The organism is Pseudidiomarina sp. CB1 (genome assembly GCF_024752025.1).
Taxonomy (GTDB): Bacteria; Pseudomonadota; Gammaproteobacteria; order Enterobacterales; family Alteromonadaceae; genus Pseudidiomarina.
Map to the genome: position 1 here is coordinate 563,307 of NZ_JANTPU010000001.1, position 13,002 is coordinate 576,308.

Below are 13,002 nucleotides of genomic sequence, written 5' to 3' on the forward strand. Positions count from 1 at the left end.
TAAAGCTATCATATTCATGTTCAGGCCACGTCAGCCGTGGTCTGAACACTGATTTTTCCTGTTTATTATCATTGAATAGCGCGGCTAAATGTCCGACAATAAAGGCTATTGGAAAAATCTGTGACAGTTCACAGTATTGTTCTACCTCAATAGGTTACAAGGATACTTAGCATGAACTCCGTTGGCGACAGCCAGACCCCCGTTATTCTGCAGAAAGTGGCCGCGCTCATTCAGCAACGAGCGACCGACCGCGCTGATATCATCCAAGACTTTGCCCTCCGTATGTTCCGCAATGTAGCGCCAGATGAACTTGCGCAGCGTAATGATAGTGATTTGTATGGTGCCATAATGGGGTTATGGCACAGCTTCAACGATTATCGCCCAGGCGAAAAAGCGTTGATTAAGGTTTATAACCCTGAAGTCGCGCGTCATGGTTGGGAGTCAGCGCATACCATTATCGAGATTATCCAAAGTGACATGCCATTTATGGTCGATTCCATTCGGATGGCATTATCACGTATGGGGATTAACTCGCATTTGTTGCTTCACCTGCCACTGAGCCATGAGCGAGATAGCGAGCAGCGGATTGCTAAACTATTAAAGCCAGGCACGCGTGGTGACAACGAGGTTGATACCGTATTCCTTATCGAAATTGACCGTCAAACCAGTAAAGATGCGATCGCACAATTAAAACGCGAATTAGCGTCGGTCATGGATGATGTCACCTATTCAGTTTCCGACTGGCAAGCCATGCGTGAGCGTATGGAGCACGTTGCCGAGGAGTTGAGTAACATCAATTATCCAGGCGACGCAAAAGAGTTGAAAGAAGCACAACGTTTCCTCAAATGGCTCGCAAAAGATAACTTTACACTCATGGGTTACCGCCGTTACGACCTGAAGGCAGTAGAGGGTGACTACGTTATTCGCCAACAAGCAGACTCAAGTCTTGGCCTTATGCGCAAATCGGCAACCAACAAAGAAAGGCTAGTTTCATCGCTACCCGAAGTAGCTCGTGATCTTACCTTTGACAATACCTTGCTGTTGGTTACCAAAACGAATTCGAAGTCGCGTGTGCACCGTCCAGCCTACAGTGACTACATTGGCGTGAAGCGTTTCGATAAGAACGGTAAAGTTATTGGTGAAGATCGCTTTATAGGCTTGTACTCAAGTAGCTTTTACAACAATAGTGCCCGAGATGTTCCGTTGGTGGGTGAAAAAGTTAAGCGTGTCATGGACGCCTCAGGCTTTGCACCTAACTCGCATGCCGCGAAGGCCTTGCTAAATATCCTTGAAACCTACCCACGTGATGAAGTGGTCCAAGCAAGCGAAGATGATTTGCTTGATGTTGGGGTTGGCGTACTGCAAATGCAAGAACGCGATATGACACGGGTTTTCGTACGTCGTGATATTTTTGGGCGCTTTGCATCGTGCATGGTGTATGTACCGAAAGAGCGGTATAACACGTTATTACGGCAAAAAACCCAGAGCATCCTCGCTACTACCCTTAATAGTAAGTACGACGTTGAATTTACCACTTACTTTTCCGAATCCTCACTTGCCCGCACGCACTATACCGTGCGTATTGGTGAGAACGTACAGGACATCGACGTGAAAGAACTCGAACAAAATTTAGTTGAAGCCGCGCGCACCTGGGAAGACAATTTTGAGCGCATTTTACGCAGCACGTTTGGTGAAGCGAAGGCGAATGCGCTGAACAAGAAGTATGCGAATGCGTTTCCTCGCGCCTATAAAGAAGAAGTGCTGCCATCCGTGGCCATAGCTGATATTCAGCAATTAGAAGCACTCGATAAAGATCACAAGCTTGGCATGTTGTTCTATCGTTCACGTGAAGAGAACGAGCAGAGTAAGCGCATTCGTCTCAAGCTCTTCCATAAAGATGAGCCGATTCATTTGTCTGACGTACTGCCGATGCTGGAAAACTTTGGCTTACGCATCATCGGTGAGAGCCCGTACCAGATCAAGGCCACAAATGGCGAAGTATTCTGGGTGCTCGACTTCCAGATGTTGCATAACAACGCGACTTTAGACCTCGAAGCCAGCCGTGATTTATTCCAAGATGCGTTTGCCAAAGTGTGGTCTGGGCATTATGAAGATGACGGCTTTAACCGCCTCGTCTTGAGCGCCGGATTGACTGGCCGCCAAGTCATTATTCTGCGCATGTTTGCCAAGTACATGCGGCAGATTGGTACAACCTTTAGTCAAAGTTATATTGAGAGTACCTTTAGCAAGTACCCAGTCATTGCAACTTTGATCGTTAAACTCTTCTACAGCAAGTTTGAGCCTGGCACGAAAAGTCGTAGCAAAAAAATTGAAGCACTGGAAACACGCATTACCAGTGAACTTGATAACGTCGCAAATCTCGATGACGACCGCATTATTCGTCGTTATGTCGAGCTGATTTTGGCAGCCTTACGCACCAACTTCTTCCAAAACGACGCCCAAGGTAACGAAAAGCCATATATCTCAGTGAAGTTTATGCCTGAGAAAGTTCCGGAAATGCCACTACCGCTGCCGAAGTACGAAATTTTCGTTTACTCGCCACGTGTTGAAGGTGTGCATTTGCGCGGTGGTAAAGTTGCTCGTGGTGGCTTGCGTTGGTCAGACCGCCGTGAAGACTTCCGTACCGAAGTGTTAGGCTTGGTTAAAGCGCAGCAAGTGAAGAACACCGTGATTGTTCCTGTCGGCGCGAAAGGGGGCTTTTTCTGCAAGCAGCTTCCGGAAGATCGTGAAGCCTTCTTTGAAGAAGGCAAAGAGTGTTACCGCACCTTCATTCGCGCGTTACTGGATATTACCGACAACATTGTCGACGGTGAAGTCGTACCGCCAGTAGACGTCGTTCGTCACGACGAAGATGACACCTATCTGGTGGTAGCAGCGGACAAGGGCACTGCAACATTCTCGGATATCGCCAATGGTATTTCGCAAGATTATAACTTCTGGTTGGGCGATGCCTTTGCGTCAGGTGGTTCAGTTGGTTATGACCATAAGAAAATGGGGATTACCGCACGCGGTGCTTGGGAGTCGGTAAAGCGCCACTTCCGTGAAATTGGTATCGACTGCCAAAATACTGAATTTACTGCTGTGGGCATCGGTGATATGGCTGGTGACGTGTTCGGTAACGGTATGTTGTTATCGAAACACACGCGTTTGATCGCTGCCTTCAACCACATGCACATATTCCTTGATCCTGAGCCTGATGCGAAGAAGAGCTACGCCGAGCGCGAGCGTTTATTTAAGTTGCCACGTTCATCGTGGGAAGACTATGATAGTTCGCTTATTTCTAGCGGTGGCGGCATCTTCTCACGGAGTGCGAAGGCCATTGAACTGACGCCAGAAATGAAGAAGCTATTCGGCACACAGAAAAAATCGATGACGCCAACCGATATGATTCGCGCCATCTTGATGCTGCCGGTTGATTTGCTCTGGAACGGTGGTATCGGCACCTATGTGAAATCATCCAAAGAGAGCGATAGTGACGTTGGTGACCGTGCCAATGATGCGCTTCGCGTGAATGGTAAAGAGTTACGTGCCAAGATTGTGGGCGAGGGCGGTAACTTAGGCCTAACCCAACTTGGTCGAATTGAATATGCTCGGAACGGCGGTCGTATAAATACCGATGCTATCGATAACGTTGGCGGTGTCGACTGCTCGGATAACGAAGTTAACATCAAAATCTTGCTCAACGGTTTGGTTGCGCAAGGCGAGTTAACTCGTAAGCAGCGCGACCAATTGTTATACGACATGACCGATGAAGTATCACAAATTGTCTTGAAGGACTGTCATCGTCAATCGCAATCAATTTCCGTTACCGCATTACGCGGTGCGGACCAAGTGAAAGAACTGCAGCGTTTTATTCATCACCTTGAACGTGAAGGGCAACTTAACCGCGCCCTTGAGTTCCTGCCAGATGATGACGAGTTGGCGGAACGCCAAGCCAATGGCAAGGGCTTCACACGCCCAGAGTTAGCGGTAATTACCGCTTACGGCAAGATGGTATTGAAAGAAGAGTTGCTAGACGATGCGGTCATGGCTGACCCATTCCATGCGCGCTCGTTGATCAATGCTTTCCCGAAACCATTGCAAGAGCCGTACGCCGAAGCAATGCAGGCACACCCACTGCGCGCTCAAATTATCGCGACACGTTTGGCGAACAATATCGTTAACGATATGGGGCCTAACTTTGTCTTCCGTAAAATGGACGCGACCGGTGCGACTGCCGCAGAAGTAGCTGCAGCTTATGTTGTTGCGCGTGAATGTTTTAACTTACGTGGTTTGATGGAACAAATCGAGGCAGGCAACAACAAAATCCCAGCAGATATTCAAAATCAAATGCTGTTCCAGTTACGTCGCGTTGTGCGTCGTGCTACACGATGGTTCCTGCGTCACCGTCGTCCAGAGCTCACGACCATTCAAGAGCAGTTGGACTTCTATCAGGGAGCGTTTAACGACTTACGTAAGAATGTTCTAAGTTACTTGGTTGCAGACGAGCGCACCGGCATTGAAAAAGAAATTGAGCGGTTGACCAACACTGGCGTCCCCGCCAAATTAGCTGAGCAAATTGCTATTCTGTCGACGCTGTTCTCTGCATTGGATATTGCCGATATTGTTCATGAAACCAAGCGTAAGGTGGGTAGTGTTGCCAACGCCTATTTCCACTTAGGCGCTGCGGTATCGTTGCATTGGTTCCTTGACCAAATCAACTCACAGCCTGTCGATAATCATTGGCAAGCCTTAGCCCGCGCGGCCTTCCGTGAAGAGCTTGATTGGCAACAGCGGTCGCTAACATTGAGCATGCTCAAAGGTGGTGATCCGAAAACTGATGGTATCGATGTGCTGCAAGCATGGTTGGATGAAAATCGTGCCTATGTGGATCGTTGGTTGCATATGTTGTCTGATTTCCGCACAACCAAAACCCACGAGTTTGCCAAGTTCTCAGTTGCCTTACGTGAACTGATGTTGTTGAACCACAACTGCACAGCGGTGAATGTGTGAGTCTCTACGGCGCAACACGTTGGTGCTTGTTCCGCTTAGATGCGGAGCAAGCACACGATTACTCGATGCGCATACTGCATAAGTATGCGCATACGCCTTTAGCAGCATTTTGGCGGCAAAAAGTTGCAGCAAAGCCCGTCACTGTTATGGGGATCAAGTTTCCAAATCCAGTCGGTCTGGCTGCAGGTCTAGATAAGAACGCAGAGTGTATTGACGCCTTTGCGCAAATGGGTTTTGGCTTCATTGAAGTTGGTACGGTCACGCCACGACCGCAACCTGGCAACCCAAAGCCGCGGTTATTTCGGATTCCGCAAAAAGAAGCCATTATTAATCGTATGGGCTTCAATAACCATGGTGTTGACTACCTCGCCGAGCAAGTTAAACAGTCTCGCTTTAAAGGTGTACTCGGCATCAATATTGGTAAAAATAAGGATACCCCTGAGGACCAAGCCGCAAACGACTATATTACCTGCATGCGTAAAGTCTATCCGTACGCGAGCTACATAACCGTGAATATTTCGTCACCCAATACCCCAGGGCTACGCGCATTCCAGCACGGCGAAGCGTTAAATGCTTTACTTTCAGCACTGAAAAAAGAACAAGCTGCTTTGACCACCAAGCACGAACGTTATGTGCCTTTAGCCGTCAAAATCGCACCAGATGTAAGTTCGGAAGAACTCCAAGCAATGGCACTAGCATTTGTTAAACATAACATCGATGCCGTCATCGCAACGAATACCACTTTGAGCCGAAATGCGGTGCAAGGCTTACCTTATGCCGATGAGGTAGGGGGCTTGAGTGGCGCTGTACTCTTCGAGGACAGCACGCGAATTGTCCGAGAGCTATCAGGATTTTTACAGAATAAAGTTCCAATTATCGCAGTTGGCGGCATTGATTCGTATGCTGCAGCACGAGCGAAACTAGCTGCCGGCGCAAGTTTAGTTCAGGTGTACACTGGCTTTATCTATCATGGGCCAAAACTTATCGCTGATATCGTGAATAACTTGTAATTAACTGCGTTCTTAGCTATGTTAAGGCGCAGTTAAGCATTATAAAAATCACAATAAGCGTTAACAGAAGGGGCTTTTCGTGCACGCATCGCAGCATTGGCGCTGGATCTATGATCCTGAGACGCAACAGCTATCGGTAGAACTCGATCACGGGTTAGTGCACAAGTGTCCTTATAAAAAATCACGCCTCATTCCAATGAATCCGCTACACGCAGCTTTTACCATGGAAGATGCGACCTGCTTTCAAGAATTCTACGACGTACTCAGCGCCTACGAATTATGGGACCCGATGATGCTGACCCAAGCAGCGCTTAATCGCACCATTCTTGAACGCTTTGGTCGTCCTCAAATGCCCCAAAGTTGGTACTTTCAAAGCTGCACCAAGGCCCCCAATTACGAACTTGAGGTGGGCGCATTGGTCGAATTGAATTCAGGAATTGAAACGGCGGTATTTGCCATCACAGCAATCGATGATGAGTTTGCCGAATGTATGTTGCTAAGTAGCTCGATGACACTGTCTGAAGTTAAAGAGATGCAACAGTTTGATTCAGTTAAAGTATTACGCAATCGACTGCAACCTAGTCATTATCTTCAACTCAACCTTGATGACGAGCATTTACGCCACGCCTGATTCGAGGCTCTTATGTTGCGGACATTTTCCTACCGTTTGCTTGCTAGTGTTCTTGTGCTTAACGCTTCTTTTTCTAATGTAGTTCATACCATGCCGACAGCCAATCACCACCAAATAACCCTACGTATCATGACGACCAGTGATGTTCACGGTCAGATGCTTAATTATGATTACTACCGTAGTAGTGAGGTCACTGAACAGGGCCTAGTTAAAACCGCGACACTGATTTCGCAGGCACGCCAAGAACAACCTTTTAACCTGTTGATAGAGAACGGCGATTTAATCCAGGGTTCCGCATTTGCGGATTATGCTGTTGCCGAATTTCCGGTCACTAAGGCGACGCATCCGATCATCCAAGTTTTAAATTATTTACAGTATGATGTGGCAAATCTTGGCAACCATGAGTTTAATTTTGGTCTCGACTACTTAGCCGCTACCTATCGTGATAGCCGTTTTCCAATTGTCGCTAGTAACCTAGAGCTTTTACCCTCAGCGCCAGCGGCTTTGCGTGAGAAACTTGTCAAGACTGCTTGGATACAGCGGTCGATACCTCAGCCGGGCGAAGGACCGACTATTCCTTTAACTATTGCGGTTATTGGTGTCATGCCACCGCAAATCATGCAATGGGACCAGCATCATTTAAAAGGGAAAGTAAATGTTGCGGCGATGCTTACAGCGACCGAACAACGCGTTCAGCGGGCCCGTGCAGAAGGTGCCGACGTTGTCATACTTGCGGCACACACTGGCATGCCAAAATCGACCGACAATCCTGATGACAGCGAGCAGACAGGCTGGTTACTTGCTGGGGTGCAAGGAATCGATGCGCTATTACTCGGCCATCAACATGAAGTTTTTCCGGGAACTTCCGTGTATGACCGGTTATCTGGCGTCGATAGTGAGAATGGCCGAGTACGCGGGGTGCCAACTGTACAACCCGGTATCTACGGCAGCCACTTGGGTATTATCGATCTTGAGTTAAATTATGGGCAGGAGACCGGCTGGCAAGTTACAACTGCGCGTAGCGAAGCAAGAGCGGTCGAACCCTCCACCGAAGTCGATTCGAGGCTTGCCGCGCGACTACAAAGCGCGCATGAAGCGACCTTAACCTTTATGAAACAACCCATCGGAAGCACGACACAACCACTAAGCTACAAAACTGCTCGCTGGCAACCAAGTTCTGCGGTTCAATTCGTGCAACGTGCACAGCTTTGGCAAGCCCGCCAACTTCTCACCGCAAGTGCGGTTGAAGACCTTCCGCTATTAAGTGCGGCAGCCCCCTTTGATGCTGCTTTTAGTTCTAGTGATCGCGCTACAGAACTTTCTGCTGGGCCACTAACTCGCGGTGCCATAGGTGATCTATACCGCTATCCAAATACGCTAGATATCGTTAAGTTAAATGGTGCACAAATTAAAGATTGGCTCGAGCAGAGCGCCACGGCTTTCGTGACGGCGAGCGAGGCAAGTCCGATAGCGGATTGCTGGCGTTACCTCAATAGTGAGGTTGCCCATTATAATTTCGATACCTTGTTAGGTCTTGATTACCATATTGATATCACCGCCGAGCCGGGGCAGCGCATTAAAGATGTTCGGTATGCTGGTAAAGTAGTATCCAGCACCGATATGTTTTACGTCGCTACCAACAATTATCGCGCAAATGGTGGCGGTGATTTCCCTCACTTAGACGGTGAGGCCACAATTCTTCGCGGTGCAGATATGCTTTCAGATGTACTGTTGAACTATTTGGGAAGTTTGCCGCAAGGCGTTTATTCAGAAGAGCTGCAATTACATTGGCAAGTAATTGGTTGCGGGGGCAGGATTTGAACCTACGACCTTCGGGTTATGAGCCCGACGAGCTACCAGACTGCTCCACCCCGCGTCCGATGCTGCGCATGTTACCAAGCTTTTCGTAGAACGCAAGCACGCATTGCGTTAACTGCTGCTTATTTCAGCAAATCCCGTTTAACTGCTGCTTTTTCCTACAATTCCAGCAATACACTGGATTCTGCATGCCGTATAATAGCGGCACATTTAGCTAAGGATATGTCGAACACATGACTGCAACTTCACACTATTTCGCCACCTGTGCCAAAGGGCTAGAACCGCTCCTTTTTGATGAGCTGCAACAGCTAGGCCTCGAACAGGTTCAACAAACGGTCGCGGGCTGCCGTTTCGAAAGCGATTGCGAAGGGGCCTACCGTGTCTGTTTATGGAGTCGTCTTGCCAGTCGCGTGCTGTTGATGCTGGGACAATGTGACGTTGGTGGTCAATTGGAGTCGGTAACACAAGCCATTAGTGAAACACTATGGCTCGAGCATTTTACTGCTGAGCAAAGCTTTGTCGTTAGCTTTACCGGACAAAACCAGCAAATACGCCATACCCAATTTGGCGCACAGTTAGTCAAAGACGGTATTGTCGACCACTTTCGCCAACAAGGTTTAGATCGTCCAAGTGTCGATCGTGAAAGCCCAGACCTCCGTGTGCATGCCCATTTGCATAAAGATCGACTCACCTGGTACCTCGATTTAGTCGGCGAGCCTTTACATCGTCGTGGCTATCGGTTGGAGCAGGGCGCCGCGCCGTTACGCGAAACCCTTGCAGCAGCCATTGCGCTCCGGGCAGGGGTGACAAGTGATACGCAAGTTCTTATGGACCCGTTCTGTGGTTCCGGTACGTTACTATTGGAAGCCGCAATGATTGTGCTCGATCATGCGCCGGGACTGCGTCGTCAGAGTTGGGGCTTGCAGCGTTGGCGACAATTCCAACCGCAACTCTGGCAGCAATTAATGAATGAAGCCGAGCAGCGTTTCGCGCAAGCGAGTGAACGGTCACAATTGACAGTTTATGGCTCGGACAATGACCCACGCATGCTGGGTGTTGCCGATCAGAATGCCGCTCGACTCGGAATTACGGATCGTTGTCATTGGCAAGCCAGCGATGCGACCAAAACCCAAGCGCCTAGCTCAACCGCTGGTCATTGCGTGATGTTGTGTAACCCGCCGTACGGTGAGCGGCTTGGTGAGGAAGTTGAAACCTTGCTACTTTACCGTCGTTTAGGACAACAGTTAAGACAACATTTTGCCGGTTGGCAAATCGCTATCCTCGCTGGCGATGAAAGCTTACTTAAACGTCTAAAATTGCGGAGCCATAAAAAATATAAGCTCTATAACGGCGCTTTAGAGGTCATCTTGGCACTCTATGATATGCAAAAAGAGCAACTTGAGTTTACTCAAGAGCAATCTAGCGATCTTGCTAACCGATTAAAAAAGAACTACCAAAAATTAGAGAAATGGGCGGCAAAAGAGGGACTTAGCGCTTGGCGTGTCTACGACGCAGACTTACCTGAGTATAATGCCGCGGTTGATGTCTATAACGAACACTTGGTAATACAAGAGTACGCAGCACCAAAAGATATCCCACCAGCTGTTGCCAAGGAGCGTCTTTGGTATTTACTCGACACTTTAGCCGAAGTTTTACCGTTTTCGGCGGCGAATATGCATCTTAAAGTTCGACAAAAACAAAGTGGCAAGCAACAATACCAACGCCAGCAATTACGCCATATCATTACCACGGTGCATGAATACAATGCACAGTTTGAGGTCAATTTAAGTGATTATCTCGATACTGGGCTGTTTTTAGATCACCGCTGGGCAAGGCGTGAGCTAGGCCGTTTGAGTGACGGCAAGAATGTCCTTAACTTGTTTGCCTATACATGCACGGCGTCGGTTCAAGCCGCTTTGGGTGGAGCCCAACAAGTCACTTCAGTCGACTTATCAAAAACCTACCTTAGCTGGGGCGAGGATAATTTTCGTTTAAATGGATTACCCGCGCGCCAACACCAGTTTATTCAAGCGGACTGCTTGCAGTGGTTACAGCGCCAGCCACCGCAGCAGCGTTTCGATGTGATTTTTCTTGATCCACCAACGTTTTCGAACTCGAAACGTATGCAGGACGTCCTCGATATCCAGCGTGACCATGTCATGTTATTGAAACTTGCCGCTCGGCTGCTTAAAGACGATGGGGTGATTCTATTTTCGAACAACAAACGTAAGTTCAAGCTCGACCAGGAAGGGCTCCAAGATGCCTTTCTGCGAGCAGAAGACTGGACTTCACGTTCGATTAGTCAGGACTTTGCGCGCCATAAGGGTATTCATCACTTGTTTAAGGTGACGCACCACCATGAGTGATTTTTACCTGTTAACGAAACCCCAGTGCCCACTATGTGACAAGGCGATCGCAGAATTGCATGGGTTAACGCTCGAACAGCCGATTCGCTTGCATTGGGTTGATATTACGCAACAGCCAGAACTGCAAGATGAATACGCTCTGCTGGTGCCGGTGTTAGTCCGAGCAAAAGATGATGCAGAATTACGCTGGCCTTTTAATGATCAACTCATGGAATTTGTTACTGCATGACCGTATTACGTATCCAACAAGCTCAACTTGCATTCGGCCGCGAGCCTATTCTTGATCACGTTGATTTGGTTATTGAGGAGGGCGAACGTTTATGTCTTGTCGGCCGTAACGGCGCGGGTAAATCAACCTTATTAAAGGCGATCGCTGGCGACATACAGCTTGACGATGGGGTGATTCAAAAAGTAGGTGATACCGTCGTCGCGCGGTTGCCACAAGATCCGCCAGCGAATTCTGAACAAAGTGTCTATGACTATGTTGCTGAAGCCCTGGCCGATGTTGGTGCGGTGCTCAAGCGTTACCACGAAGTATCGCAACAGCTCACGCAAGATCCCGATGATGCATCACTTATGCGCACCCTCGCGCAATTGCAAACTCAGCTTGAAGCAGCGAATGGCTGGCAATTACAAACACGCATCGAACAAACGTTGACCCGGCTAGGACTTGACGAAAACATGTCGATGACTGCGCTTTCTGGTGGTTGGTTGCGGCGAGTAGCGCTCGCGCGAGCTTTAGTTGTAGCGCCGGACTTATTGTTGCTCGACGAACCGACCAACCATTTAGATATTGACATGGTGCAATGGTTAGAATCGGTATTGCTCGACTTTCGCGGGGCAGTGCTCTTTATCAGCCACGACCGTATGTTTATTCGTCGGCTCGCCACACGCATTATCGATCTTGATCGAGGACAACTAAGTTCATTCCCGGGTAATTACGATGCTTATTTAGCGAAGAAACAAGAGCTACTCGAAGTTGAGGCCAATCAAAACGCTGAATTTGATAAAAAATTGGCGCAGGAAGAAGTGTGGATTAGGCAGGGCATCAAAGCGCGACGCACCCGCAACGAAGGCCGTGTGCGAGCGCTACAAGCGCTACGCAAAGAACGACAACAACGTCGTGAACAACAAGGCTCGGCAAGATTAGCGGTGCAAGAGTCACAGCGCTCTGGAAAACTCGTATTCGAAGGCGAGCATCTCGAGTTGGCATTTGCTGACAAGCCAATTCTCAGAGACTTTAACCTAACGCTACAACGCGGGGACAAAATTGCTCTTGTTGGCCCCAACGGTTGTGGCAAAAGTACATTAATCCGTTTGATCCTTGGTCAGCAAAAAGTTGACAGCGGCACGGTTAAAGTCGGTACGAATCTTGAGGTGGCGTACTTCGATCAACATCGGGCCAAGCTTGATCCAGAGAAATCCGTTGCCGAAAATGTTGGTGATGGCAAACAAGACATCACCTTTAATGGGCGTACGCGTCACATTCTTAGTTATTTGCAGGACTTTTTGTTTGCGCCACAACAAGCACGCACGCCGGTCCACGCATTATCCGGTGGTGAGCGCAATCGAGCGCTACTCGCAAAACTCTTCTTACAACCGAGTAACCTACTGGTACTTGACGAACCAACCAATGATCTTGATATTGACACCCTCGAGTTACTTGAGCAAATCATTGCTGATTACCAAGGCACGGTCATTTTGGTGAGCCACGATCGTGAATTTGTTAATAATACTGCAACCAGTATTTTGCTATTTGAAGGAGCGGGCAAGGTCACCGAAATCGTGGGCGATTTCCAAGATGTTGAACACTATTTACAACAACAAACAAGGTCCGTACAACATTCGACGTTGACGAATGGAACTAAAGAAGCGGAAAAGCAGTCAGAGAATCCGAAAGTTAAAGGTTCAGCACAACCTAAGAAAAAGTTATCCTATAAGCTTCAACGTGAACTTGATATGCTACCTGAACGCATTGAAGCTATCGAAAGCGAACAACAAGAACTGCAAGCACAAGCAAATCATCCAGACTTTTATACGCGTCCGCATGCCGAAACCGGACCCGTTTTAGAACGCCTTGCAGCACTTGAAGAAGAGCTTCTACTGGCACTCGAACGCTGGGATGAGCTTGAAAACTTACAAAAAGAGAGTAGTTAGATTACCT

The 13,002-nt window shown here is 48.4% G+C and carries 7 protein-coding genes and 1 tRNA gene; 7 read left to right on the forward strand and 1 reads right to left on the reverse strand.

Annotation, left to right across the window (positions count from 1 at the left end):
* The first annotated feature begins 171 nt into the window (after positions 1 to 171).
* The 4 genes from NV375_RS02675 (at position 172) to NV375_RS02690 (ending at position 8,475) form a co-directional block, all read left to right on the forward strand.
* The gene (locus NV375_RS02675) at positions 172 to 5,013 is read left to right on the forward strand and encodes an NAD-glutamate dehydrogenase (protein ID WP_258806853.1); all 4,842 of its coding nucleotides are present in this window, start codon (positions 172 to 174) and stop codon (positions 5,011 to 5,013) included.
* Complete coding sequence (pyrD, locus tag NV375_RS02680) at positions 5,010 to 6,023, forward strand: quinone-dependent dihydroorotate dehydrogenase (RefSeq protein WP_258806854.1); 1,014 nt, start codon at positions 5,010 to 5,012, stop codon at positions 6,021 to 6,023. The genes NV375_RS02675 and pyrD overlap by 4 nt, the downstream gene beginning before the upstream one ends.
* A gap of 79 nt (positions 6,024 to 6,102) precedes the next feature.
* Entirely contained in the window at positions 6,103 to 6,654 is a 552-nt protein-coding gene (locus tag NV375_RS02685; RefSeq protein WP_126770328.1) for a cell division protein ZapC domain-containing protein, read from the forward strand.
* A 90-nt stretch (positions 6,655 to 6,744) separates the two neighbouring features.
* The gene (locus NV375_RS02690; protein WP_258806855.1) at positions 6,745 to 8,475 is read left to right on the forward strand and encodes a 5'-nucleotidase C-terminal domain-containing protein; all 1,731 of its coding nucleotides are present in this window, start codon (positions 6,745 to 6,747) and stop codon (positions 8,473 to 8,475) included.
* Here NV375_RS02690 and NV375_RS02695 read toward each other — a convergent pair.
* Positions 8,454 to 8,530, reverse strand: a tRNA-Met gene (locus NV375_RS02695). The two genes, NV375_RS02690 and NV375_RS02695, sit on opposite strands and share 22 nt — an antisense overlap.
* A gap of 175 nt (positions 8,531 to 8,705) precedes the next feature.
* Between NV375_RS02695 and rlmKL the strand changes: the two genes are divergently transcribed.
* The 3 genes from rlmKL to NV375_RS02710 are packed head-to-tail and all read left to right on the forward strand — an operon-like array spanning position 8,706 to position 12,995.
* A complete protein-coding gene (gene rlmKL, locus NV375_RS02700; RefSeq protein WP_258806856.1) occupies positions 8,706 to 10,838 on the forward strand; it encodes a bifunctional 23S rRNA (guanine(2069)-N(7))-methyltransferase RlmK/23S rRNA (guanine(2445)-N(2))-methyltransferase RlmL in 2,133 nt (710 codons plus the stop codon).
* On the forward strand, positions 10,831 to 11,067 hold the full coding sequence (locus tag NV375_RS02705; RefSeq protein WP_258806857.1) for a glutaredoxin family protein: 237 nt from the start codon (positions 10,831 to 10,833) through the stop codon (positions 11,065 to 11,067). Before rlmKL ends, NV375_RS02705 begins: the two co-directional genes overlap by 8 nt.
* A complete protein-coding gene (locus NV375_RS02710) occupies positions 11,064 to 12,995 on the forward strand; it encodes an ABC transporter ATP-binding protein (protein ID WP_258806858.1) in 1,932 nt (643 codons plus the stop codon). Before NV375_RS02705 ends, NV375_RS02710 begins: the two co-directional genes overlap by 4 nt.
* Positions 12,996 to 13,002 lie beyond the last annotated feature (7 nt).

Coding starts and splice junctions, on each gene's coding strand:
- NV375_RS02710 (WP_258806858.1), top strand. CDS start 11,064: ATGACCGTATTACGTATCCAACAAGCTCAACTTGCATTCGGCCGCGAG.
- NV375_RS02705 (WP_258806857.1), top strand. CDS start 10,831: ATGAGTGATTTTTACCTGTTAACGAAACCCCAGTGCCCACTATGTGAC.
- NV375_RS02675 (WP_258806853.1), top strand. CDS start 172: ATGAACTCCGTTGGCGACAGCCAGACCCCCGTTATTCTGCAGAAAGTG.
- rlmKL (WP_258806856.1), top strand. CDS start 8,706: ATGACTGCAACTTCACACTATTTCGCCACCTGTGCCAAAGGGCTAGAA.
- NV375_RS02690 (WP_258806855.1), top strand. CDS start 6,745: ATGCCGACAGCCAATCACCACCAAATAACCCTACGTATCATGACGACC.